The sequence below is a fragment of the Vibrio paracholerae genome (assembly GCF_037672085.1).
GTDB lineage: Bacteria > Pseudomonadota > Gammaproteobacteria > Enterobacterales > Vibrionaceae > Vibrio > Vibrio cholerae.
On sequence record NZ_JBBHLM010000002.1, the window covers coordinates 2,547,238 to 2,571,102 of the forward strand.

22 protein-coding genes are annotated in these 23,865 nt (G+C 48.3%); 10 read left to right on the plus strand and 12 right to left on the minus strand.

What is annotated here, in order from left to right; genetic code table 11:
• Positions 1 to 198 precede the first annotated feature (198 nt).
• Both R4537_RS16680 and R4537_RS16685 read right to left on the minus strand, forming a co-directional pair.
• Positions 199 to 894 (minus strand): oxidative stress defense protein, encoded by a 696-nt coding sequence (locus R4537_RS16680; protein WP_000764703.1) that lies wholly within the window; start codon positions 892 to 894, stop codon positions 199 to 201.
• 100 nt (positions 895 to 994) lie between these two features.
• Positions 995 to 1,891 carry a LysR family transcriptional regulator ArgP gene (locus tag R4537_RS16685; protein ID WP_001214483.1) on the minus strand — a complete coding sequence of 299 codons (897 nt, stop codon included), beginning with the start codon at positions 1,889 to 1,891 and terminating at the stop codon, positions 995 to 997.
• Between the two features lie 164 nt (positions 1,892 to 2,055).
• Between R4537_RS16685 and R4537_RS16690 the strand changes: the two genes are divergently transcribed.
• Positions 2,056 to 2,691, plus strand: a complete 636-nt coding sequence (locus R4537_RS16690; RefSeq protein WP_001104702.1) for a LysE/ArgO family amino acid transporter — start codon at positions 2,056 to 2,058, stop codon at positions 2,689 to 2,691.
• A gap of 63 nt (positions 2,692 to 2,754) precedes the next feature.
• On the opposite strand, the gene mscS is transcribed toward R4537_RS16690, so the two are convergent.
• The 5 genes from mscS to R4537_RS16715 form a co-directional block, all read right to left on the minus strand.
• Positions 2,755 to 3,618 carry a small-conductance mechanosensitive channel MscS gene (mscS, locus tag R4537_RS16695; RefSeq protein WP_000896747.1) on the minus strand — a complete coding sequence of 288 codons (864 nt, stop codon included), beginning with the start codon at positions 3,616 to 3,618 and terminating at the stop codon, positions 2,755 to 2,757.
• Positions 3,619 to 3,913: 295 nt separating this feature from the next.
• Positions 3,914 to 4,990, minus strand: coding sequence for a class II fructose-bisphosphate aldolase (gene fbaA, locus R4537_RS16700; RefSeq protein ID WP_000034368.1), 1,077 nt, complete (start codon positions 4,988 to 4,990; stop codon positions 3,914 to 3,916).
• A gap of 155 nt (positions 4,991 to 5,145) precedes the next feature.
• Positions 5,146 to 6,309, minus strand: a complete 1,164-nt coding sequence (locus tag R4537_RS16705; protein ID WP_000111266.1) for a phosphoglycerate kinase — start codon at positions 6,307 to 6,309, stop codon at positions 5,146 to 5,148.
• Between the two features lie 148 nt (positions 6,310 to 6,457).
• The gene (epd, locus tag R4537_RS16710) at positions 6,458 to 7,483 is read right to left on the minus strand and encodes an erythrose-4-phosphate dehydrogenase (protein WP_000946628.1); all 1,026 of its coding nucleotides are present in this window, start codon (positions 7,481 to 7,483) and stop codon (positions 6,458 to 6,460) included.
• A 163-nt stretch (positions 7,484 to 7,646) separates the two neighbouring features.
• Positions 7,647 to 9,590: a ligand-gated channel protein gene (locus tag R4537_RS16715; RefSeq protein WP_071179075.1), complete on the minus strand. Its 1,944-nt coding sequence runs from the start codon at positions 9,588 to 9,590 to the stop codon at positions 7,647 to 7,649.
• A 144-nt stretch (positions 9,591 to 9,734) separates the two neighbouring features.
• On the opposite strand from R4537_RS16715, the gene R4537_RS16720 reads away from it, so the two are divergent.
• A complete protein-coding gene (locus R4537_RS16720; RefSeq protein ID WP_001153531.1) occupies positions 9,735 to 10,631 on the plus strand; it encodes a LysR family transcriptional regulator in 897 nt (298 codons plus the stop codon).
• A 71-nt stretch (positions 10,632 to 10,702) separates the two neighbouring features.
• Here R4537_RS16720 and tkt read toward each other — a convergent pair whose 3' ends face one another.
• On the minus strand, positions 10,703 to 12,700 hold the full coding sequence (gene tkt, locus R4537_RS16725) for a transketolase (protein WP_071179074.1): 1,998 nt from the start codon (positions 12,698 to 12,700) through the stop codon (positions 10,703 to 10,705).
• A gap of 364 nt (positions 12,701 to 13,064) precedes the next feature.
• On the opposite strand from tkt, the gene metK reads away from it, so the two are divergent.
• The 7 genes from metK to ruvX all read left to right on the plus strand — a co-directional run bounded on the left by metK (position 13,065) and on the right by ruvX (position 18,597).
• Positions 13,065 to 14,222 carry a methionine adenosyltransferase gene (metK, locus tag R4537_RS16730; protein WP_000985183.1) on the plus strand — a complete coding sequence of 386 codons (1,158 nt, stop codon included), beginning with the start codon at positions 13,065 to 13,067 and terminating at the stop codon, positions 14,220 to 14,222.
• 121 nt (positions 14,223 to 14,343) lie between these two features.
• On the plus strand, positions 14,344 to 14,832 hold the full coding sequence (locus tag R4537_RS16735) for a SprT family zinc-dependent metalloprotease (protein WP_071179073.1): 489 nt from the start codon (positions 14,344 to 14,346) through the stop codon (positions 14,830 to 14,832).
• Between the two features lie 127 nt (positions 14,833 to 14,959).
• On the plus strand, positions 14,960 to 15,655 hold the full coding sequence (xds, locus tag R4537_RS16740; protein ID WP_000972600.1) for an extracellular deoxyribonuclease Dns: 696 nt from the start codon (positions 14,960 to 14,962) through the stop codon (positions 15,653 to 15,655).
• A 138-nt stretch (positions 15,656 to 15,793) separates the two neighbouring features.
• A complete protein-coding gene (gene rsmE, locus R4537_RS16745; protein WP_071179072.1) occupies positions 15,794 to 16,525 on the plus strand; it encodes a 16S rRNA (uracil(1498)-N(3))-methyltransferase in 732 nt (243 codons plus the stop codon).
• Between the two features lie 13 nt (positions 16,526 to 16,538).
• Positions 16,539 to 17,495 carry a glutathione synthase gene (gene gshB, locus R4537_RS16750; protein WP_000593313.1) on the plus strand — a complete coding sequence of 319 codons (957 nt, stop codon included), beginning with the start codon at positions 16,539 to 16,541 and terminating at the stop codon, positions 17,493 to 17,495.
• Positions 17,496 to 17,530: 35 nt separating this feature from the next.
• The gene (locus tag R4537_RS16755) at positions 17,531 to 18,094 is read left to right on the plus strand and encodes a YqgE/AlgH family protein (protein WP_001054771.1); all 564 of its coding nucleotides are present in this window, start codon (positions 17,531 to 17,533) and stop codon (positions 18,092 to 18,094) included.
• A gap of 80 nt (positions 18,095 to 18,174) precedes the next feature.
• Positions 18,175 to 18,597, plus strand: coding sequence for a Holliday junction resolvase RuvX (ruvX, locus tag R4537_RS16760; protein ID WP_000091869.1), 423 nt, complete (start codon positions 18,175 to 18,177; stop codon positions 18,595 to 18,597).
• A gap of 24 nt (positions 18,598 to 18,621) precedes the next feature.
• Here the strand turns inward: ruvX and tyrS are convergent, their stop codons facing one another.
• The 4 genes from tyrS to R4537_RS16780 form a co-directional block, all read right to left on the minus strand.
• Positions 18,622 to 19,902 (minus strand): tyrosine--tRNA ligase, encoded by a 1,281-nt coding sequence (gene tyrS, locus R4537_RS16765; protein WP_071179071.1) that lies wholly within the window; start codon positions 19,900 to 19,902, stop codon positions 18,622 to 18,624.
• 108 nt (positions 19,903 to 20,010) lie between these two features.
• On the minus strand, positions 20,011 to 20,808 hold the full coding sequence (locus R4537_RS16770; RefSeq protein ID WP_071179070.1) for a helix-turn-helix transcriptional regulator: 798 nt from the start codon (positions 20,806 to 20,808) through the stop codon (positions 20,011 to 20,013).
• Positions 20,809 to 20,925: 117 nt separating this feature from the next.
• A complete protein-coding gene (locus R4537_RS16775) occupies positions 20,926 to 22,032 on the minus strand; it encodes a PilT/PilU family type 4a pilus ATPase (RefSeq protein WP_057644481.1) in 1,107 nt (368 codons plus the stop codon).
• Between the two features lie 14 nt (positions 22,033 to 22,046).
• Positions 22,047 to 23,084, minus strand: coding sequence for a type IV pilus twitching motility protein PilT (locus R4537_RS16780; protein ID WP_071179069.1), 1,038 nt, complete (start codon positions 23,082 to 23,084; stop codon positions 22,047 to 22,049).
• 25 nt (positions 23,085 to 23,109) lie between these two features.
• Between R4537_RS16780 and R4537_RS16785 the strand changes: the two genes are divergently transcribed.
• On the plus strand, positions 23,110 to 23,820 hold the full coding sequence (locus R4537_RS16785) for a YggS family pyridoxal phosphate-dependent enzyme (RefSeq protein ID WP_071179068.1): 711 nt from the start codon (positions 23,110 to 23,112) through the stop codon (positions 23,818 to 23,820).
• Positions 23,821 to 23,865 lie beyond the last annotated feature (45 nt).

Genomic DNA, 23,865 nt, shown 5'->3' on the forward strand with positions numbered 1-23,865 from the left:
TCAATAAATCAGCAATATTAGACTTTAGTCTAACTGTAATGAAAAAATGACAAACGGTCATTTTTAAAATCAATACAATAAGATAGAAAAAGCCGCCCATCTCGAAAAGCGGCTTTGTATAAAATATGAATAAAAATAAGCAAATAGGGGCGACTTTCGTCGCCCCCACTCTTCATCATTATGCTGACTTAACATTGGCTATGGTGCCAACTTATATACCACATCCACTCGATCACGAATCACCAAGGAAGACTCTTGATAGGTATCTGCCACATCCATTTTTTCGCTTAGATTCGCCGCTCGCATCATGATCGGCTCAACACTTGGCGTGTTGTAGTCTATCCGCCAAACGCCTTCTAAGCGGCGCTCAAATCCCTTAGCTAAAGACTGAGCTTTGAGCTTGGCATCTTCAATCGCCGCCATACGCGCTTGCTGCTGGTATTTCTCTTGATCACGCACCTTCAATTGAATGCTATTGACTTGATTGATACCAGACTCTAAGGCGATATCCAGATACTGATTCAGCTTACTCACCTCTTCGACCCTGACTGTAATCGAGCGAGATGCTTGATAGCCCACTAACTCTGGCTTGCCGTTTGCTGGATAGTGATATTGCGGGTTGATGTACAGATTTGAGCTCGAGATATTCTGCTGTGCGACACCGGATTTCACCAATTTTGAGGTGAATTCCGTTACCGCCTTATCCACTGCCGCTTTCGCTTGTTCCGCATTCATTGTCGATTCAACAACCTTCACGGAAAACTCCGCCATATCAGGTACAGCAGTCACTTCACCATAACCTGAGGTCGAAATATGTGGAAAATCCCATTCCTGTGCAAAGGTTGGGCTTGAAAGAACAGAGAGCAGTAAAACCACCGGTGCAAATAATTTCATCGTTTCGATCCTTAATGTCATCGACTGCCCACATCATAAGCGAAGCAGTGCATAGATTCAGTCTCTACGCATAAAAATCACACAACTTTGACTCGGTCAATTATTGGGGCAGTACGCTTTTCGCATAAGCGGTGATCGCTTCGCTAATTTCAAGTAAGACTCCCGTTTCAAGCTGCCAATGATGCCAAAAAATCGGATATGACAGCATAAAATCAGGCGTCATATTGATGAGAGCACCGCTTTCCAATTCCGAAATGATCTGCAAACGTGGGATCAAACAGTAAGCCGCGCCAGAAAGCGCTAAACGGACGAAAGCTTCTGAGCTGCCAACCGTGTGGTTGATGACTTTATCGCGTGGTACAGCAAAGTAATCCCATAAGAATTTATTGTGCAATTCGTCATATTGATCGTAAGACACCGCAGGCGCTTTGATTAATGAACGCGGGGTGACCCCCTTAGCAAAGTATTTTTGATAGAACTCAGGGCTTGCGACGCACAGATACTCCATCTGACCCAAATACTCCGCACTACACCCAGTGATCGGTTGTGGCTCCAAACTGATTGCACCGACCACTTCACCATTTTTGAGCTTATCGAGGGTACGTGACTCACCATAAATCACCAGATTCAATTCCACTTGGCGGCTTTTCATTACCTTATCCAGCGCCGGTAACAACCAAGTGGCTAGGCTATCTGCATTGGTCGCAATCGACATAGAAACCGGGCGAACATGCTCTTGGTTCGTCAACTCCGGAACCAACTCTTGTTCGATTAAGCAGACTCGGCGATAGAGCCCAAGCAACTTTTTGCCAACCAAGGTTGGCCTTGGTGGCTGCTCTCGGATCAACACTGGCTGAGCTAAGTATTTTTCTAACTGTTTAATCCGTTGTGATACAGCAGATTGGGAGATAAAGAGCTGCTCAGCCGCTCGTTCAAAACTGCCTTTACTCACCACACTATCTAGAGCTTCAATCCACCGATAATCCAGACCACGCATTGCTTTCCTTATCTATTTATTAGCCTTGTTAATATGATATTAAAATCATTAATTATACTTATCCACCTCAAATTATTATCTTGCTCAGCCTATCCCTTCGATCTGACGTTGCAACTTCAAATCGGAACGAAATCACACTCCAATCATGCGGTATGAGGTAAAAAATGAACTGGTGGATTCTGCTACAAGGATTCAGCTTGGGAGCGACCATGATTATTCCCATTGGTGCTCAAAATGCTTATGTATTAAATCAAGGGATTAAACGTCATCACCACTTAACCACCGCAGCCACTTGTGGGGTGCTGGATATGATTTTTATCACGCTGGGGATTTTTGGCGGTGGTGCTCTCATCTCGCAAAATACCAGCTTGTTAATTGGTGTCACTTTGGCTGGAATTCTTTTTCTGTGTGGTTATGGGTTTCTTTCTTTGCGTGCTGCGCTCAAACCGCCCCAAGCATCTGAATCCACGGCAAATCCGATGGCTGCAGGACGTAAAGCGGTCATTTTTGGTGCCTTTGCGGTCACTGTGTTTAACCCGCATCTCTATTTGGATACCGTGGTGATCTTAGGGTCAATCGGAGGCCAATTCCAAGGTGATGAGCGTATCTCATTTGCCATTGGTACCATTCTCGCCTCATTCGTGTGGTTTTTTACTCTTTCACTCGGAGCAGCAAAATTGAGCACCACACTCTCTAAACCTAGAGTCAGACAAGTGATTGATATGGCAGTCGCAGCGATGATGTTCATTATTGCCTTCGCGTTGACTAAGAACTTATATCTCAATCACTGGTTAAATTAAGCTATTACCGACAAAAAAGCGGAGTAAACACTCCGCTTTGGTATTTTGTATATAGCAAAACCATTAATTGATTTTGTTCAGATGCACATCCATTTGTGGGAATGGAATTTCGATACCGTTGGCATCCAGCGCTTCTTTGATCGCTTGCATCGAATCAAAGTACACTGCCCAATAGTCCGAAGTTTTACACCATGGACGAACCACAAAGTTGATTGATGAATCCGCCAGCGTCAGCACACCAATGGTCATATCCGGATCTTTGAGGATACGAGGATCTTTTTCCAGCGTCTCACGCAGAACACGTTTGGTTTTCTGCAGATCAGACTTGTAAGAAACCCCAATCACCATGTCGACACGACGCGTTTCGTGACGTGAATAGTTAGTAATAGCACCGCCAATGACCGCCGAGTTTGGTACCACAACCATTTTGTTATCTGGACTTTTCAGGACAGTTTGGAAAATTTGGATAGAATCAACCGAGCCGGCGACGCCACCAATTTCTACATAATCACCGGATTTGAATGGGCGGAATGCCACAATCAGTACACCGGCTGCAAAATTAGACAGCGAACCCTGTAGAGCCAAACCAACGGCCAGACCCGCAGCACCAATCACAGCGACAACCGACGCAGTTTGCACACCAATACGACTCAACGCCGCAATCAACACAATAATAAACAGCGTGTAACGAACAAGACCGTGGATAAAGTCTACGACAGCCTTATCCATCTCTTTCTTTTTCAATACATTCGCCACACTACCTGCAACCCCTTTAACCACAAGGTTACCGATAAATAGGATCAGAATAGCGGAAATCACATTCACGCCGTACTGAATCAAAAGATCCGAATTATTGGTTAACCAAGTATTCACTTGGTTAAAACTTTCGACGATAGGCACTTCAACACCAATCGATTCACCAGCCATAGTGTATTCCTCTTACAAGTAATCAAAAAATTAGCGGAAATAATGAGAAATGATAAACATCCCACTCAAATAAACCACCAAAAGTCAGAATTTTGGCAAAATAGCGCATACTTAACGCTTCGCAAAGTCAAAGTTTGGTAAATAATGACAAAACAGAAGGTTACGTAATAATTGCTACGCTCCCGTTACAGGTTAAACAATATTCGATCTCTCTGCTACCCATCCCACTGAGACTGCATAAAAAAGAAACCCGCACTTGGCGGGTTTCTTCATTCAATCGAATTCGAAATACGAATTACAGTACGTCGATCGCGTTCAGATCAGAGAATGCTTTCTCTAGACGAGCAACCATGGCTGCTTGACCGGCACGTAGCCATACGCGTGGATCGTAGTACTTCTTGTTCGGTGCATCTTCACCCGTTGGGTTACCGATTTGACCTTGCAGGTAGTCATGGTTTTTCGCTTCGTATTGACGAATACCATCCCATGTTGCCCACTGAGTATCAGTATCGATGTTCATTTTGATCACGCCGTAAGAGATAGACTCACGGATTTCTTCCAGAGAAGAGCCTGAACCGCCGTGGAATACGAAGTTCAGAGAGTTCTCTGGCAGACCAAACTTCTCAGAAACGTATTTTTGAGAATCACGTAGGATAGTTGGAGTCAGAACTACGTTACCTGGCTTGTAAACGCCGTGTACGTTACCGAAAGAAGCCGCGATAGTGAAACGGTGGCTGATTGCGTTCAGTTTCTCGTAAGCGTATGCCACGTCTTCTGGAGAAGTGTACAGCTCCGAAGAATCCATATCTGAGTTATCAACGCCGTCTTCTTCACCGCCAGTACAACCCAGTTCGATCTCCAGAGTCATGTTCATTTTCGCCATGCGCTCTAGGTATTTTGCAGAGATCTCGATGTTCTCTTCCAGAGACTCTTCAGACAGGTCAATCATGTGTGAAGAAAACAGTGGTTTACCGGTTTCTGCGAAGTGTTTTTCACCCGCGTCTAGCAGACCGTCGATCCAAGGTAGTAGGTTTTTCGCTGCGTGGTCAGTGTGCAGAATCACTGGAACGCCGTAAGCTTCCGCTACAGTGTGAACGTATTTCGCACCCGCGATCGCGCCCAGAATTTGTGCTTGTTGACCTTCAAGTTTCAGACCTTTACCAGCAAAGAATGCTGCGCCGCCGTTAGAGAACTGCACGATAACAGGCGCTTTCACTTTTGCTGCTGCTTCTAGAACGCCGTTTACAGAGTCAGTACCTACACAGTTTACTGCTGGAAGTGCAAAGCCATTTTGTTTTGCTACTTCAAAAACTTTCTGTACGTCATCACCAGAGATAACACCAGGTTTTACAAAATCAAAGATCTTAGACATGGATGGAATCCTATTTTCTGTCGTTTTAAAAAATAAAAACGGTAAGTTTCAATTCTTGCAAACGTTTGCTCACCAATCGCGGCATTCTACCAAACAAATGCTCGCCGTGCAGCAAACAAGAAAGCGGGAGTCTTCCCCCCGCTCTCATTCGATTATTACGCTTTAGCGCGTGCTTCTAGCATTTCTACTGCAGGCAGTTTTTTGCCTTCAACGAATTCAAGGAACGCGCCGCCACCAGTAGAGATGTAAGAAACATCGGCTTTGATGCCGAACTTGTCGATCGCCGCTAGCGTGTCACCGCCACCAGCAACAGAGAACCCTGCTGATTTCGCGATCGCTTCAGAGATACCTTTAGTACCCGCTTCGAAATTCTTAAATTCAAATACGCCAACTGGACCATTCCATAGAATAGTTTTTGCATTAGCAATGATTTCAGCTAGAGCCGCTGTTGAATCTGGGCCTAGGTCGAAAATCATGTCGTCGTCTTGAACTTCAGAAACGTGTTTGATTTCTGCTTCTGCGTTCTCATCAAAAGCTTTGGCACACGCTACGTCAGTGGCAACTGGAATTGAACACTCTTCCATCAGCTTTTTCGCCGTTTCAACAAGGTCTGCTTCGTACAGAGACTTACCGACGTTGTGACCTGCAGCTGCAATGAAGGTGTTCGCGATACCACCACCGACCACCAATTGGTCAGCGATTTTTGATAGCGACTCAAGAACGGTTAGCTTAGTCGATACTTTAGAACCACCCACGATAGCCACTAGAGGACGCTCTGGATTGGTCATTGCTTTACCTAGCGCTTCAAGTTCAGCAGCTAATAGAGGTCCTGCACAAGCAACGTCAGCAAACATACCAATACCGTGAGTTGATGCTTGAGCACGGTGCGCAGTACCAAACGCGTCCATCACGAATACGTCACACAGTGCCGCATATTTCTTAGACAGAGCTTCTTCGTTTTTCTTTTCGCCTTTGTTAAAGCGAACGTTTTCCAGAACAACCAGTTCACCGGCGTTCAGTTCAACGCCGTCTAGGTAGTCTTTCACTAGGCGAACTTCGCAATCGAGAGCATCGTTCAGGTAGTTAACCACAGGCAGTAGAGAGAACTCTTCAGCGTACTCACCTTCCGTTGGACGACCTAGGTGAGAAGTGACCATTACTTTCGCGCCCGCTTCCAAGCAGTGCTTAATGGTAGGTAGTGATGCAAGGATACGTGCATCAGAAGTCACTTTGCCGTCTTTTACTGGTACGTTCAGGTCAGCACGGATAAATACGCGTTTACCTGCAAGATCCAGGTCAATCATCTTGATTACAGACATGATTTGTCCTCTCAAACTATTTAAAGAAATGAAAATTCTGCAACTCGGCGACCCTGCCGAGTCGGTAAAATCTTAGCTGTTTACCGATATGGGGATGCGTCCTTCGGGTTTCAATGTTCAAACCTGATTTGAAGTGCATGCTTAGCCGCTACTGCGTGGCCTGCATTGCCAATGCGGTATCTAACATCCGGTTGGCAAAGCCCCATTCGTTATCACACCAAACGAGCATTTTTACTAACTGCCCGTTACTGACTCTCGTTTGTGTTCCATCCACAATCGCGCTGTGCGGATCGTGGTTAAAATCGATGGAAACCAAAGGCGCTTCAGTATAGTCAACAATGTTACGTAATGTACACTGAGATGCGTTAACAATGGTTTGATTTACGTCATTAACTTTCACATTTGATTTAATTGTGACACTCAAATCCATCGCGGTCACATTTACCGTCGGCACACGTACCGAAATCGCCTCAAATTTGTTAGAAAATTTCGGAAATATTCTTTCAATACCTTTATGCAATTTGGTATCGACAGGGATGATCGATTGACTAGCCGCTCTGGTTCGACGTAAATCAGTGTGATAAGCATCAATCACTTGTTGATCGTTCATCGAGGAATGGATGGTGGTGATGGTGCCAGAATCAATGCCGAATGCGTCATCCAATACCTTGATGATGGGCACAATGCAATTGGTGGTACAAGAGCCGTTAGAAACAATTTTATGCTCAGCAGTGAGCGTCTCATGATTCACGCCATAGATGATGGTGTTGTCGAGATCGCTAGCACCAGGATGGGAAAATAAAACTAATTTCGCCCCCGCATCAATATGTTGCTGACCATCCTCTTGGCAACCATACACACCTGTACAGTCGAGGACTAAATCCACGCCCAAATCACGCCAAGGCAACAGTGGGATTTCAGAAAGATGCAGAATGCGGATTGAGTCATACTCACCATTTTGATGGTGAACGTAGATATGCTGCTGATCATGGCTGATTTTTTTGCCAAAGCGACCGTGGCTAGTATCGTACTGAAGGAGGTGTGCCATCGCATCTGGCTTGGCAAGCTCGTTCACCGCAACCACTTGAATGCGGTCACGTTTACCACTTTCATACACAGCGCGTAATACATTACGCCCAATGCGCCCAAAGCCGTTAATTGCTACCCTCAGCATCTTATTTCGCCTATCGCTCTCAGATTGGTTGGCAATAGTAACCGATACTCTAGGCTTTGGCACGGCGATCCTGTGCAATAAATGATTCCACTGCCGATCGCAAAACAAACAGAGGATTGGCGCTGCCGCCAATCCTCTGAACCACTCCCTCTAGCTTTAGCAATTAGAAGGCGATGTCTAAGCCCAACCAATAGCGGCGGCCATCTTCTACGTAGTCATATTCTGCGTAATTCACATCCTGATCAAACAGGTTGTACACCGCCGCTTTAATCGTTGCGGTATCAGTTAACGCATAGGTAATACCAGCATCGATAAAGGTGTAACTCGGTGCCATTTTTTTACTGCTCGAAGCACTCCCGTTCGATTGAACCTCTTTGCCACGATAATTGAGGTTAGTCCAACTGCTTAAGCGATCTGTAGTTTGCCAGTTAAGGCTGCTTGAAAACAGATGCTTAGGTAACTTCTCCAACGGCTTACCCGCAAACTCCCCTGTTTTCTGCTCTGAACGTGTGTAGGTATAACTTGACCCGAAGTCAATCGTGTCTGTAATCGGGAAGCCGAACTCAGCTTCAGCACCGTAAGTTTCCGCTTCATCGATATTGACGCGGTAGGTGGGATCGGCACCAAATTGGTTCTTACCTGACGTACAGATAGAATCAGGACATTTAACACGTGTAATCTTATCTTTAAAATCATTATGGAACGCAGTTAATGAAGCACTTAGCCCTGCATCTGATAGATAGCCGAGACTCAGCTCTTTATTGATTGACGTTTCAGGTTGTAGGTCAGGGTTACCGTAAATGTTTCCGCCACGGCTTACCTGTCCCCAATCTGGTGTTACTTCACGTAACTGCGGTGCGCGGAAGCCAGTAGAAACGCCACCTTTTACAGTCCAAGCAGAATCAAGATTCCACACCCCATACACACGTGGGCTGAAGTGGCTGCCGTAGTTTTTATCATGATCCAGACGTCCACCAAAGGTCAGGCGGAATTGCTCTGCGAGCGCCCATTCATCTTCAATGAATCCTGCCCATTGAGTGTTTGAGATATGCGTGCGAGACGAAATTTTGTTGGAGGTTTTATCCTCTAAACTTTCGTGTTTACCTTCCACACCAAAGCTCAACATGTGCTCACCAATAGGAGCCACTAACGTGGATTTGAACACAGTGTTGTCAATGCTCATCTCACGAGATTTATTGGTGTTCTCTTCATATTGCAGATAGGTATCGGACTGCCCAACATCCTGCCAATCCCCTTGGTGAGAAACGGCAATATGATTGCGACGATACTCATTATCCGTCTTGCTGCCGCTGGATTGCGCCGACTTGCCCACGTTATTTTCGCGATCTTGGGCTGATACACCCGCTTCCAGTTGCAGTTGATGATCAGGATTGAGCTGGTAGTTGAGCTTTGAGGTTAAGCTGCGCAGTGATTTATCGCCGTAACCATGCTCAATTTCGTCTTCATCGCGTTGCGTGGTTTGTCCGTAGACTTGCAGCGATAGAGCATCACTTAAAGGTCCTGTTACGAAGAAATTAGCGCTTTGTTCATCGCCTGAAGCGCGATTTTCTTGCACCACAGTCGATAGCTGCACATTGCCTGACCACTGCTGCTGATCTTTACGAGTGATGATGTTGATCACACCGCCAATCGCATCCGAGCCATACAGCGTAGACATCGGTCCACGGATCACTTCAATGCGCTCAATCGCTTGCAGTGGCGGTAGCCAACCTTGCTCAATGCCCGGGCCGTCGCTGTTTGGACGGGTCTGACGTGATGTTTGGCGCTTACCATCCACCAAGATAAGAGTATAGTTTGACCCCATACCACGAATGCTGATGTCGGTATTATCGCCACCACCAGTAACGGTAACACCTGGTACATTTTTCAGCGCATCGGTCACATCACGGTAATAGCGAGATTCCAGGTCTTCCCTTGAAATCACACTGATACTGGCTGGCGCATTTTGAATCGCTTGCGAAAAACCAGCCGCAGTGACTACCATGGTTTCGTCTGTTTTCGTCGTGTCTTGAGCAAAAGCGCTAGCCGAAAACATTAAGCCTAGTGTCACAGATAAACTGACGGGGGATGGATTGAATCTGGACATTTACCACTCCTTTAAATGATAATTATTCTTAATTTCAGAAGCGGATTATTCATATATTCTGTACAGGAGATAGATCGACACATGGAATAGTTCGGTCCAAATATGGAACGTCTGTGGTAATTATTGTTTAAGGGTCAAATACCTATGCAAGATCTCAGCGCTGTAAAAGCCTTCCATGCGCTTTGCCAACATAAGAGTCTGACTGCCGCTGCCAAAGCGCTTGAACAGCCTAAATCAACCCTGAGTCGCCGTTTAGCGCAACTCGAAGAGGACTTGGGACAAAGCTTGTTGATGCGTCAAGGCAACCGCTTAACACTCACCAAAGCAGGAGAAGTGTTCGCGGTTTACTCGGAGCAGCTACTTGAACTGGCCAATAAAAGTCAGGAAGCGTTGCAAGAATTGAACAATCAAGTCACTGGCGAACTCACGCTGGTGGTGCACCCTAATTTGATCCGTGGCTGGCTCAGCCAAGTACTGGATGAGTTTATGCAGCAGCATTCGACATTGAAGATCCGGCTACTCAGCCAGTTTCAACACAGTGATGAGGTGTTTGAGCCCGATTTGATCATTTGGATTGAACACGCCGCCCCGATGGGTTATCGCAAAGAACGCTTAGGCTATTGGCGCTATGCCGCTTACGCCTCTCCAAAATATTTGGCCCATCGAGATAAACCAACCCATCCTCGTGAGCTGATTCATCACCCATGGATTGATTTTATTGCTTGTCGGCGCGCGGAACTTGAACTGTACCATCCAGAGTTCGGCAGTTATTCACTGCCAGCACTAGAGAGTCGTTTACAAAGCGATAATCTTGCGATGCAAGCCGATGCAATTGCTAAAGGTCGTGGTATTGGTTTGCTTCCCACTTGGTTTGCCAATGGTTTTGAAACGGCGCATCCGGGCAGCCTCATTCCTTGCGTCAACGGATGGCAATCACAGCCAACAGAAATCAACTGCTTCTATCCGCTCGGTCGTCATCCACTTCGGCTGCGCCTATTTATTGATGCGCTCCGCCAAGCAAGGCCTGATGAGTGGCAATAAAAAATCCCGCCGCAGCGGGATTTTTTATCATCGATTTTTCTTTGCGTAACAAAGAAATGAATCGCTTTTAATTACGCCAGCAACTCTTTGGCTTGTTTCACTACGTTTTCAGTCGTGAAACCAAACAGTTTGAACAGCTCACCCGCAGGTGCGGATTCACCAAAGCTGGTCATACCGATGATGCGACCACCAAAGCCAACATACTTGTACCAGAAGTCGGCAATACCCGCTTCAATCGCGATACGCTTGGTCACTGCCGCTGGCAGAACGGCTTCACGGTAAGCCGCATCTTGCTTATCAAACGCGTCGGTTGATGGCATAGAGACCACGCGAACCGCTTTGCCTTCTGCGCTCAGTTGCTCGTAAGCGGCAACTGCGAGTTCCACTTCAGAGCCGGTCGCAATCAGGATAAGCTCAGGTTGGCCTGCACAATCTTTCAGGATGTAGCCGCCTTTGGCGATGTTCGCGACTTGCTCAGTGCTGCGAGGTTGCTGCGCGAGGTTTTGACGCGAGAAAATCAGCGCAGATGGCGCATCTTTACGCTCGATGGCCAGTTTCCAAGCCACTGCCGATTCCACTTGGTCACATGGACGCCATGTGCTCATGTTTGGTGTCATACGCAGGGAAGCGATTTGCTCAACCGGTTGGTGAGTTGGGCCATCTTCACCCAGACCAATCGAGTCATGCGTGTACACTTGGATGTTCTGAATCTTCATCAGTGCAGCCATACGCATCGCGTTACGCGCGTATTCCATAAACATCAGGAAGGTTGCACCATAAGGCACAAAGCCACCGTGCAGCGCGATACCGTTGATGATGGCGGTCATACCAAACTCACGCACACCGTAGTGGATGTAGTTGCCTGAGAAGTCTTCTGCTCTAAGAGACTTAGAGCCAGACCACATGGTGAGGTTAGAAGGCGCTAGGTCAGCTGAGCCACCCATAAATTCTGGCAGCAGTTTGCCGAACGCTTCCAGCGCATTTTGTGATGCTTTACGCGATGCGATGTTGGCAGGGTTAGCTTGCAGGTTAGCGATAATTTCGCTGGTTGCCGCTTCCCAATTCGCTGGCAGCTCGCCTGCTACGCGGCGTTTGTATTCAGCAGCTTCGGCTGGGTAAGCTTTCGCGTAAGCGGCGAATTTCTCATCCCAATCGGCTTCTTTACTTGCGCCTGCTTGTTTTGCATCCCACGCTGCGTAGATGTCCGCTGGGATTTCAAACGGAGCGTATTCCCAACCCAAGAATTCACGCGCGGCTTTGATTTCATCGTTGCCCAGAGGCGCGCCGTGACAGTCGTGTGAGCCCGCTTTGTTTGGAGAGCCGAAACCGATGATGGTTTTGGTACAAATCAGCGTTGGGCGAGAGGTTTCTGCTTTCGCCGCTTCAATCGCAGCGTTAATCGCATCTGCATCGTGACCATCAACTGCTGGAATTACGTGCCAGCCGTACGCTTCAAAACGTTTTGGCGTGTCGTCTGAGAACCAGCCTTCCACGTGACCGTCGATAGATATGCCGTTGTCATCCCAGAACGCAATCAGTTTGCCCAGACCCAGCGTACCTGCCAGTGAACAAGCTTCGTGCGAAATGCCTTCCATCAAACAGCCATCACCCATGAACACATAAGTGAAGTGGTCAACGATGTCGTGACCCGGTTTGTTGAACTGCGCTGCCAGAGCTTTCTCAGCAATCGCCATACCTACGGCATTGGTGATGCCTTGGCCTAGTGGGCCCGTAGTGGTTTCGATGCCCGGTGCGTAACCGTATTCTGGGTGACCTGGTGTTTTTGAGTGCAGTTGACGGAAGTTTTTCAAATCGTCAATCGACAGCTCGTAGCCGCTCAGGTGCAGCAGCGAGTAAATCAGCATAGAGCCGTGGCCGTTAGACAGTACGAAACGGTCGCGATCAGCCCAATTTGGGTTTTGTGGGTTGTGGTTTAAGTGTGAACGCCACAGTACTTCGGCGATATCCGCCATGCCCATCGGGGCTCCCGGGTGGCCAGAGTTAGCTTTTTGAACGCCGTCCATGCTCAGGGCACGGATAGCATTGGCAAGTTGTTTGCGAGAAGACATGTCGACTCCTAAATGGGAAGTAAGCGAAATGAATGGATGCGGAAAATCAGTGGCGGCTATTGTCGCAAAGCCCCCCTGCTGCTGCAAACGATTTACTGGTGCTTTGCTCCGATTTTGTCACACTTTTTAGCACATTCTCGCTTTGTAGTGGCAAAGCTGACTTTTTTAAGCAAACGTTTGGTTATGCGCTAAATAGAAAAAGAGCTTGTAATTTGAGCGCCCGACACTAGAATAGCCGTCTAGATGTAGAAACGCCTACAAAATGTACTAAATTGATCGATAACGTCATTATCTCTAAGCGACTCAAACCATAGGTCGGAAAGAACTGAGACGTTAGCGAATAACCACAAATATTGGAGCTATCATGGCGATTAAGCACCTGTTTACTTCAGAATCGGTATCAGAAGGCCATCCAGATAAAATTGCAGACCAGATCTCTGATGCAGTGTTGGACGCGATTTTTGAGCAAGATCCTAAAGCTCGCGTTGCTTGCGAAACTTACGTAAAAACTGGCATGGTGATGGTGGGCGGTGAAATCACGACTTCCGCTTGGGTTGATATCGAAGAGATTACTCGTCAAACCGTTCGTGAAATTGGTTACGTGCACTCAGACATGGGCTTTGATGCCAACTCTTGTGCGGTACTGAACACCATAGGTAAACAATCGCCAGACATCAACCAAGGTGTTGATAAAGCCGATCCTAAAGAGCAAGGCGCGGGCGACCAAGGCATCATGTTTGGTTATGCGACCAACGAAACTGAAGTGCTGATGCCAGCACCGATCACCTACGCGCATCGTCTGATGCAGCGCCAAGCTGAAGTTCGTAAAAATGGCACACTGCCATGGCTGCGTCCTGATGCGAAATCTCAGGTAACCTTCCAGTATGACCAAGGCAAGATCGTAGGTATTGATGCTGTAGTTCTGTCGACTCAACACAGTGATTCAATCTCTACCGCAGATCTGCGTGAAGCGGTGATGGAAGAGATCATCAAGCCAGTTCTGCCAGCAGAATGGTTGAGCAAAGAGACCAAATACTTCATCAACCCAACTGGTCGTTTCGTGATTGGTGGTCCAATGGGTGACTGTGGTCTGACCGGTCGTAAGATCATCGTTGATACCTACGGCGGCGCAGCGCGTCACGGTGGTGGTGCATTCTCTGGTAAGGATCCATCCAAGGTTGACCGTTCAGCGGCTTACGCAGCACGTTATGTTGCGAAAAACATCGTTGCGGCGGGTATGGCTGATCGTTGTGAAATCCAACTCTCTTATGCTATCGGTGTCGCGGATCCAACGTCGATCATGGTGGAAACTTTCGGTACTGAGAAAGTGTCGCAAGAGATCATCATTGAAGCCGTTCGCCAGTTCTTCGACCTGCGTCCATACGGTCTGCAAGAGATGCTGAACCTGCTGCAACCTATCTACAAGAAAACCGCCGCTTACGGTCACTTCGGCCGTGAAGAGTTCCCTTGGGAAGCCACCGACAAAGCCGCGCTACTGCGTGACTTCGCTGGTCTAAAATAAGCATTATTTCAACTCATCGCTGACAAACGGCGAGGATTGCAATACAGTTCAAGGCCCTTTCTCATGAAAGGGCCTTTTTTATGAGTTCGATGACAGAGTTTTTAGAGGTAGACATTCGCTAATGGTTCGTTTTGATCTGCACTGCCAAGCTGAGCAGAAAATCAAACAATGTATCGCTACCGCCAGCGAGGCTTTGCAACGCCCCTTTAAACTGCCCAAACTCAATTACCGTTTACGTGGACGCGCTGCCGGTAAAGCCTATTTGCAGCTGTGGGAAATCCGCCTTAATCCGGTGCTGTTTGCCGAAAACGTCGATGACTTCCTCCAGCAAGTGATCCCACACGAAATCGCGCATCTGATTACGTATCAGCTTTATGGCCGAGTACGTCCACACGGCGTCGAATGGCAACAAGTGATGAGCCAAGTCTTTCAACTCGAACCCAAAACCACTCACACCTTTTCTGTCGCTTCAGTACAGGGCAAAACCTTCCACTACCGCTGTGCCTGTCGTGAATACCCGCTCACCATTCGTCGCCACAATAAAATATTGCGCGGTGAAGCCACCTATCGCTGTCAAAGCTGCCAACAAAACTTGATCTACCAAGCCTAACCTTTGATTGGCTGCGGCCACTTCTATAGGCTTTGCCTTGCTCTCGCCAAAAACTAACAAAAGCATCAACGACAAAGGCAATTTATGAGTGTTAAACTGATACAAAACCTACTTATCTACGTCTTTTATGATGATTTTTCGTTTCGTTACCACGCTTGCTGCTAGCTTACCTCTGCTCACCTTTGCCGCCCCCATGTCTTTTAGTCATGCCAAAAATGAAGCGGTGAAGATTTATCAGGATCATCCGGTCTCTTTTTACTGCGGCTGTGAGATTCGCTGGCAGGGCAAAAAAGGCATCCCAGATTTGGAGAGTTGCGGCTATCAAGTACGCAAAAATGAGAATCGTGCTTCGCGGATTGAATGGGAACATGTAGTACCCGCTTGGCAATTTGGTCATCAGTTGCAATGCTGGCAACAAGGTGGCCGTAAAAACTGCACTCGTACTAGCCCTGAGTTCAATCAGATGGAAGCGGATCTGCACAACCTCACTCCGGCGATTGGCGAAGTAAATGGCGATCGTTCTAACTTCGAGTTCAGCCAATGGAATGGGATTGATGGAGCCACCTACGGCCAATGCGAAATGCAAGTGAACTTCAAAGCGCGTAAAGCCATGCCGCCAGAGCGTGCACGAGGGGCGATTGCGCGTACTTATCTGTACATGAGTGAGCAGTACGGTTTGCGACTTTCCAAAGCGCAAAACCAATTAATGCAGGCGTGGAACAATCAGTATCCGGTCAGCGAATGGGAATGTGTGCGTGACCAACGGATCGAAAAAGTGCAAGGCAACTCGAACCGCTTTGTGCGTGAACAATGCCCGAACTGATGGGCAGAATCTCATCCTGCCCCCTTGTATTTTGCCCCACTTGCATCCATGTTAGAGGCCAGATATCCCTCTTCCAACTGAAGTTACCGCTTTACGTTGGAAGAGGGTAACCTCGTTTAATGATTAGGAATTATCCGCATGCGCATCCCTCGAATTTATCATCCAGAACCGATCCACCAGCTTGGCACCGTTGCCCTGAGTGAAGATGCCGCAGGGCATATCGGTCGCGTATTGCGTATGCAAGCTGGACAAGAAGTGCTGCTGTTTGATGGTTTTGGGGCTGAATTCCCAGCCGTGATCAGTGAAGTCGGCAAAAAACAGGTATTGGTCAATATCACCGAGCGCGTAGAAAACAGCATTGAATCGCCGCTCGATCTGCATCTTGGTCAGGTGGTTTCTCGCGGCGATAAGATGGAATTCACCATCCAAAAATCGGTGGAATTGGGGGTCACTACCATCACCCCTCTGCTTTCTGAGCGTTGTGGCGTGAAGCTGGATGAAAAACGCTTCGAGAAGAAGATTCAGCAGTGGCAGAAAATTGCGATCAGCGCTTGTGAGCAGTGTGGCCGTAATACTGTGCCAGAAATCCGCCCAATTATGGATCTCGAAGCTTGGTGCGCAGAGCCCACCGAGGCACTGAAACTCAATTTGCACCCACGCGCTAAATACTCGATCAACACCTTGCCTACCCCAGTGAGCAAAGTTCGTTTGCTGATTGGTCCTGAAGGCGGCTTGTCAGCGGAAGAAATTGATATGACTCGCCGTTACCAGTTTGAAGAAACCTTGTTAGGCCCACGCGTACTGCGCACAGAAACGGCGGCGCTCACGGCGATAACTGCACTACAAGTTCGTTTCGGCGATCTTGGCTAAATGGAGATAAACCATGATTAAACTCGGTATTGTGATGGATCCCATCGCTTCCATTAACATCAAAAAAGATTCCAGCTTTGCCATGATGCTTGAAGCGCAGCGTCGCGGTTATGAAATCCATTATATGGAGATGAATGATCTACACTTAGAGCAAGGTGTAGCACTGGCCGATACTAAAGTTGTCGAGCTGAAAGAAGATCCGAGCGGTTGGTATCAATTCAAATCTGAGCAAACCATCGCACTTTCTGAATTGGATGCGATTTTAATGCGTAAGGATCCGCCGTTCGACACCGAATACATCTACGCAACCTACATTTTGGAGCGCGCGGAAGATGAAGGCGTGTTAGTGGTGAACAAACCACAAAGCCTGCGCGATTGTAATGAAAAACTGTTCACCGCTTGGTTCCCAGAGCTGACGCCGATCACTATGGTGACGCGCAAAGCCGAGAAAATTAAAGCCTTCCGTGAACAGCACGGGGATGTGATCCTAAAACCCCTCGACGGTATGGGCGGTGCTTCGATTTTCCGCGTTAAAGAGGGCGATCCAAACCTCTCAGTGATCATCGAAACCTTAACCAACCACGGCCAGAATTACTGCATGGCGCAGACCTTTGTGCCAGATATCAGCAACGGTGATAAACGCATTTTGGTGGTCGATGGTGAACCTATGCCTTACTGCTTGGCGCGTATCCCCGCCAAAGGGGAAACCCGCGGTAACTTGGCGGCCGGCGGTCGTGGTGAGCCACGCCCACTGAGTGAAACCGATAAGAAAATTGCCCTAGCGGTCGCACCGACTCTCAAAGAGAAAGGGCTGCTGTTTGTAGGCTTAGATGTCATTGGCGATAAACTGACCGAAATTAACGTCACCAGCCCAACCTGCATTCGAGAGATTGAAGCTGCGTACGATATTTCCATCACAGGCAAGCTGATGGATGCCATTGAGCGTCGCTTAAAAGCGACGGCGATGTGAGCAACCATAGCAGTGACATAGAGGTTGGACACAGTATGAATCTTACCAATCATTTTCTGGTTGCCATGCCAAGCATGAAGGATCCTTACTTCAAGCGCAGCGTGATTTATATTTGCGAGCACAACCAAGATGGTGCGATGGGGTTAATGATCAATGCGCCGATCGATATTACGGTCGGCGGCATGCTCAAGCAGGTCGATATTGAGCCCGCTTACCCACAATCGCACCAAGAGAGTTTGAAAAAGCCGGTGTTTAATGGCGGACCTGTGTCGGAAGATCGCGGGTTTATTCTGCATCGTCCACGCGATCACTACGAATCGAGCATGAAGATGACCGATGACATCGCCGTCACCACCTCGAAGGATATTCTCACTGTACTCGGTACCGAGGCGGAGCCTGAAGGCTACATTGTCGCGCTGGGCTATTCGGGTTGGTCTGCTGGCCAGTTAGAGGTGGAACTCACCGAAAACTCGTGGCTCACCATAGAAGCGGATCCTGAGCTGATTTTTAACACGCCCGTGCATGAGAAATGGCAAAAGGCTATTCAAAAACTCGGTATCTCCCCTGCGCAGCTTTCCAGCGACGCCGGACACGCCTAACCATATCCAAGGCTGCGATCACGCAGCCTCATTTTTACTGTCATTTTTTATTGAACATTTTTTATTAAAAGAGAAATCGCATGTCACGTACCGTTATGGCCTTTGATTACGGCACCAAAAGCATTGGCAGTGCAATCGGTCAAGAGATCACGGGCACGGCGTCTCCGCTGAAAGCGTTTAAAGCCAATGATGGCATCCCCAATTGGGATGAAATTGAAAAACAGATCAAAGAGTGGCAACCCAATTTATTGATTGTTGGCCTGCCTACCGATCTGCACGGCAAAGATCTGGACACCATCACCCCACGCGCAAAGAAATTCGCTCAGCGTTTGCATGGCCGTTTTGGTTTGCCCGTAGAACTGCATGATGAGCGTCTTTCCACCACCGAAGCGCGCGCAGAGCTGTTCGCCATGGGCGGTTACAAAGCACTGAGCAAAGGCAATGTGGACTGCCAATCGGCGGTGATCATTCTAGAGAGTTGGTTTGAAAGTCAGTGGGGCTAACCCCACTGCTTCTATCAAACGATTTTACTCAGCCAAACCTTCCAATTTGATCAAAGCAAACTGCTTCTTACCGCGTTGCAACACATAGTAGCGATCAAACAGAGCAAAGCCCGATAACACACCCTCTTGCTGTGCTCGCTCACCATTGACGCGAATCGCCCCATTCTCCAGCCACTCGCGCGCTTGGCGCTTAGAACTGGCTAAACCTGAGCTAAGCAGCAAATCGAGTAAGGAGTCGCTGCGTGATGCAGCCACACAAGGCAAACCATCCAACTCTAACTGAGCCAACTCACTTAAGCTGAGATAGCTGACATCGCCGCTAAACAGCGCTTGAGTAATCCGCTGCGCCGCCGCGAGTCCCTCTTCACCATGCACAAAACGGGTCACGTGCTCTGCCAAAATCTGCTGCGCTTGTGGCTTGCCTGCATGTAACGCATCGGCTTGACGGATTCTCTCAATCTCAGCCGTGCTCAAAAAGGTGTAATACGCCAAGAAACGGTACACATCCGCATCATCACTGTTTAACCAAAACTGGTAGAAGCGATAGGGCGAGGTTTTACTGCTCTCAAGCCACACGGCGCCACTTTCGGTTTTACCAAATTTAGTGCCATCGGATTTGGTAATGAGCGGCAGAGTTAAACCACACACCTCAGCCCCATTCAGGCGACGGGTCAAATCAATTCCGCTGACAATATTGCCCCACTGATCATTGCCACCAATTTGCAGCGCGCAGCCAAACTCACGATTGAGATGCGCAAAGTCATAGGATTGCAGCAAAGAGTAACTGAACTCGGTAAAAGAGATGCCTTGATCCGGACGCGCCAAACGCTGCTTTACCGATTCACGATTGATCATGGTATTGACGGAAAAATGCTTGCCCACATCGCGGAAAAAATCGATCAGATTGATCTTGCCGATCCAATCAGCATTATTGACGGTCATCAGCGATGCGCAGTTTTCGCTCTGCGAGGTCATCAATTGCGTGATTTGCTGGCTTAAATCACTCACCCACTGCTGCACGGTTTGCGCACTATTGAGCACCCGCTCGTTGGCTTTGAAGCTTGGATCGCCAATCATGCCTGTGGCACCACCGATAAGCGCAATCGCTTGATGTCCGGCGTTTTGAAAACGCTTAAGCATCAGCAGTGGCACCAAATGGCCGATGTGCAAACTGCCGGCAGTGGGGTCAAAACCGCAATACAGCACTTGCGGCGAAGCAAAGCGCTCAACCAGCGCCTCTAAAGGTGTGCTTTGCGCGATCAAACCGCGCTGCTGTAAATCATCAAAAAGTTGCTGTGAATTCATTCTGCCTCCTAAAAGTCTTGGCAAGCAGAGTAACCAACTTTAAACCTGAGGAGCGATGTCCCTAAAGGGACAATCTTGGTAATTGATGACAGAAGGAAGAGAGACAGCCTAATCCGCGGCTGCGCCAATCAGATGATTGAGAAACAGTTGAAACAGCTCGCTTAACGAGCTGACATGCAGCTGCGCATAGATGCGTTTACGATGATTTTTGACTGTGCCGTGGCTGATGGCCAGTGCCTCGGCAATCTCTTGTGAGTCTAAACCTTGGATGAGCAGTGCAGTGATCTCCTGCTCACGCGGGCTTAAACGCTGCGCGCCAAAACTCTGGATTGCCTGTTCAACCCAAGTCCGTAACTCTTGGCTTGGCTGCGCACTTTCCGCTAACCGCAGTGGCTGCTGCTGCCAATGCTGCTGACACAAGGCTTGCAACACAGTAAACCGCTGTTGCAACGCGGCTATCTGTTCACGAGGAAAAGAGCGCGGCTTAAAGCAGCCGAGATACACCACAATCGCACGCTCGCCATCAAGATTGACCACCAAACTCACTTCATCTTGCCAACCGGTTTGCGCATAAAACTGGTGTTGATAGGCTTTTTGCTGTGGATTGAGCGGCATTAAATCGGAAAGATGAAACACCCCTGAGCGCGTGTTGTGCTGCAAAGCGCTATAGAAAGGATCATCAAGATAAGCATGAGTCAGATAACGCTGAAACAGCAGCTCACGCTGGGTCGAGAGCGAGTCATACAGATAAATCGGATGTTTTTTGGGACGATAGCCCAAGATCACCGCGCAATCAAAATCGGCAATACAGCGTAGCACTGCCACAAGATGCGACGTAAATTGCGGCGTCTTTAACGCCGCAATCGCGTCACCTAATGCGAGATATTCTTGAGTCGTGATCGGCATGCGCACTCCACCTATTCAGCCGAGAAAGTGGCAGTATGCCCAATCCAGACTCGAAGCTCTATCCCAAATTCGCTTGAGTTGCAGGGCGTAAAAGCAAAGCGCACAAAGTAACCATCGCTACTCCATATCAATCTTCACGTTCTGCAAAGAGCCGCTGCCGTAGTCATCACCACGCTTGGTTTTGAGCATCAAACGCAGATCGTTGGCTGAATCGGCACTGTGCAGGGCATCTTGCTCACTGATTTTGTCATCCACCACAAGCTGGTATAAAGCTTGATCGAAAGTTTGCATCCCCACTTCCTGCGAACGAGCCATGGTCGCTTTCAGCTCGTGTAGCTCGCCACGGCGGATCAAATCGGAAATGCGCGGGCTATTGAGCAGAATTTCAAACACCCCGTGTCGACCTTTGCCATTTTTATCGCGCAATAATTGCTGAGCAATCACGCCTTTGAGGTTGAGTGACAAATCGAGCAAAAACTGCTCACGCTGCTCTTTCGGCACTAAATGCAAAATCCGCTCTAAGGCTTGGTTAGCATTGTTAGCGTGCAGCGTGGCCATACACAAATGCCCGGTTTCCGCGAAAGTCATCGCGTATTCCATGGTTTCTCGGCTACGGATTTCGCCAATCAAAATCATATCGGGGGCTTGGCGCAGCGAGTTTTTCAGCGCCACTTCATAACTTTCGGTATCGAGCCCCACTTCTCGCTGCGTCACGATACAGCGCTTGTGTTCATGCACAAACTCAATGGGATCTTCGACCGTCAAAATATGCCCGGTGCGATGCTGATTACGATAGCCAGTCATGGCTGCCATAGTGGTCGATTTACCCGAACCGGTTGCGCCGACCACCAACACTAAACCGCGTTTGGCAATCGCCAAATTTTGCAGCACTTCAGGCAATTTCAGTTCTTCAAAGGTGGGAATGCGCGTTTCAATCCGGCGGATCACCGCCCCCGGCAATTCACGTTGGAAAAATGCACTGACCCGAAAACGGCCACTGTCACGCACCACAGCAAAGTTCGCTTCGCGCGTCTGCTTAAATTCTGCTTGCCTTGCGTCATCCATCATCGCATGCAATAAGGCCGTCACATCCGCCACGCTGAGCACTTCACCTTGTGCACGCAATTCACCATCGACTCGATACAAAATCGGTGCACCCACCGTAATGTACAGATCCGATGCTTTATGAGTCAGCATGCCATCCAGATATTGATTCAACTCCATCTGTCTTTACCTACCTAAAATGCTTTTAAATCCAACTCGATTTTGCTCTGTACTTCTTGCGCATCCACCACACCACGCGCCATCAGCTGTTTGGCGTTTTGCTCCATGGTTTGCATGCCGTGTGCGGCACCGGTTTGGATGATCGAATACATCTGCGCCACTTTATCTTCACGGATCAAGTTCCGGATCGCCGGCGTTGCCAGCATGATTTCATGACACGCAACACGACCACCCCCGACGCGTTTTAGGAGCTTTTGCGCGATAACAGCACGCAGCGATTCCGACAGCATGGAACGCACCATGTCTTTGTCGCTGCCCGGAAAAACATCAATAATCCGGTCAATGGTTTTCGCCGCCGAGCTGGTGTGCAGTGTACCAAACACCAAGTGACCCGTTTCTGCCGCGGTAAGCGCCAAGCTAATGGTTTCTTGGTCACGCAGCTCACCAACCAGAATCACATCTGGGTCTTCACGCAATGCCGAGCGCAATGCATTTTTAAAGCTGTGGGTATCACGGTGCACTTCGCGTTGGTTGATCAAACACTTATTGTTGCTATGCACAAATTCAATCGGATCTTCAATGGTCAAAATATGCTTATTGTGATGAGCATTGACATAGTTCACCATCGCCGCCAAGGTCGTCGACTTACCCGAGCCCGTTGGTCCAGTCACTAAAACTAACCCTTTTTCATAATTGGCAATTTTGCTGAAGATCTCAGGAGCATCCAATTGCTCTAACGTCGGGATAACTGTGGGAATGGTACGAAACACCGCCGAGCATCCGCGCGCTTGATGAAACGCGTTAACTCGGAAACGGCCAACACTAGGCAGTTCAAAAGAAAAATCGACTTCTAATTTCTCTTCATATTCACTGCGTTGACCATCGTTCATGATCTCAAAAATCAAACGGTGTACATCAGAATGGGTAAAAGCAGGCACGCCAAGCTTCCTAACTTCGCCATCAATCCGTACCATAGGCGGAACACCTGCGGAAAGATGTAGATCTGAGGCGTTATGCTTTACACTAAATTCCAGTAACTCAGCGATATCCATTTAAATTCCTTAAAAAAGTCTGGCTATGCGTAGTATTCAACAAAACATTGAACATATCACTGCACAGATTGAGAGCGCGCAACAAAAGTGTGGACGCGCTCGAAGCACTGTGCAACTTCTCGCGGTAAGTAAAACCAAACCCGTCGAGGCAATTCTTGAGGCGACTCAAGCAGGTCAACGCTACTTTGGTGAGAATTATGTGCAGGAAGGCGTGGATAAAATCCGCTATTTTGCCGAACATCACCCGCAGTTAGTACTGGAGTGGCACTTTATCGGTCCACTACAGTCGAATAAAACGCGCTTAGTGGCAGAGCATTTTGACTGGGTACACACCATTGATCGCGAGAAAATTGCCTTGCGCCTCAGTGAACAGCGCCCTGTGGATATGCCACCGCTGCAAGTGCTGATTCAGGTCAACACCAGCGGTGAAGCCTCAAAATCTGGCATCGAACCGCAGCAATTATTTACATTAGCTGAATTGATTTCTCGTCTGCCAAACCTCACCTTAAGAGGGCTGATGTCAATTCCTGAGAACGTGCCGGATTACCCTGCGCAACTGGCGGCATTTACCCAATTAGCCGAATTGCAGCAACAACTGGCTCAGAAATACCCGCAGATTGACACCTTATCCATGGGTATGAGTGGCGATATGCAAGCAGCGATTGAAGCAGGCAGCACCATAGTGCGTATTGGTACCGCGATTTTCGGCGAGCGCGATTACAGCCGCAACGCTTAACGTTTGGGATGCTCGTTGCAACGAGTGCCCCTTTTAGATTTGAGA

Coding starts and splice junctions, on each gene's coding strand:
- R4537_RS16680 (WP_000764703.1), bottom strand. CDS start 894: ATGAAATTATTTGCACCGGTGGTTTTACTGCTCTCTGTTCTTTCAAGC.
- R4537_RS16685 (WP_001214483.1), bottom strand. CDS start 1,891: ATGCGTGGTCTGGATTATCGGTGGATTGAAGCTCTAGATAGTGTGGTG.
- R4537_RS16690 (WP_001104702.1), top strand. CDS start 2,056: ATGAACTGGTGGATTCTGCTACAAGGATTCAGCTTGGGAGCGACCATG.
- mscS (WP_000896747.1), bottom strand. CDS start 3,618: ATGGCTGGTGAATCGATTGGTGTTGAAGTGCCTATCGTCGAAAGTTTT.
- fbaA (WP_000034368.1), bottom strand. CDS start 4,990: ATGTCTAAGATCTTTGATTTTGTAAAACCTGGTGTTATCTCTGGTGAT.
- R4537_RS16705 (WP_000111266.1), bottom strand. CDS start 6,309: ATGTCTGTAATCAAGATGATTGACCTGGATCTTGCAGGTAAACGCGTA.
- epd (WP_000946628.1), bottom strand. CDS start 7,483: ATGCTGAGGGTAGCAATTAACGGCTTTGGGCGCATTGGGCGTAATGTA.
- R4537_RS16715 (WP_071179075.1), bottom strand. CDS start 9,590: ATGTCCAGATTCAATCCATCCCCCGTCAGTTTATCTGTGACACTAGGC.
- R4537_RS16720 (WP_001153531.1), top strand. CDS start 9,735: ATGCAAGATCTCAGCGCTGTAAAAGCCTTCCATGCGCTTTGCCAACAT.
- tkt (WP_071179074.1), bottom strand. CDS start 12,700: ATGTCTTCTCGCAAACAACTTGCCAATGCTATCCGTGCCCTGAGCATG.
- metK (WP_000985183.1), top strand. CDS start 13,065: ATGGCGATTAAGCACCTGTTTACTTCAGAATCGGTATCAGAAGGCCAT.
- R4537_RS16735 (WP_071179073.1), top strand. CDS start 14,344: ATGGTTCGTTTTGATCTGCACTGCCAAGCTGAGCAGAAAATCAAACAA.
- xds (WP_000972600.1), top strand. CDS start 14,960: ATGATGATTTTTCGTTTCGTTACCACGCTTGCTGCTAGCTTACCTCTG.
- rsmE (WP_071179072.1), top strand. CDS start 15,794: ATGCGCATCCCTCGAATTTATCATCCAGAACCGATCCACCAGCTTGGC.
- gshB (WP_000593313.1), top strand. CDS start 16,539: ATGATTAAACTCGGTATTGTGATGGATCCCATCGCTTCCATTAACATC.
- R4537_RS16755 (WP_001054771.1), top strand. CDS start 17,531: ATGAATCTTACCAATCATTTTCTGGTTGCCATGCCAAGCATGAAGGAT.
- ruvX (WP_000091869.1), top strand. CDS start 18,175: ATGTCACGTACCGTTATGGCCTTTGATTACGGCACCAAAAGCATTGGC.
- tyrS (WP_071179071.1), bottom strand. CDS start 19,902: ATGAATTCACAGCAACTTTTTGATGATTTACAGCAGCGCGGTTTGATC.
- R4537_RS16770 (WP_071179070.1), bottom strand. CDS start 20,808: ATGCCGATCACGACTCAAGAATATCTCGCATTAGGTGACGCGATTGCG.
- R4537_RS16775 (WP_057644481.1), bottom strand. CDS start 22,032: ATGGAGTTGAATCAATATCTGGATGGCATGCTGACTCATAAAGCATCG.
- R4537_RS16780 (WP_071179069.1), bottom strand. CDS start 23,084: ATGGATATCGCTGAGTTACTGGAATTTAGTGTAAAGCATAACGCCTCA.
- R4537_RS16785 (WP_071179068.1), top strand. CDS start 23,110: ATGCGTAGTATTCAACAAAACATTGAACATATCACTGCACAGATTGAG.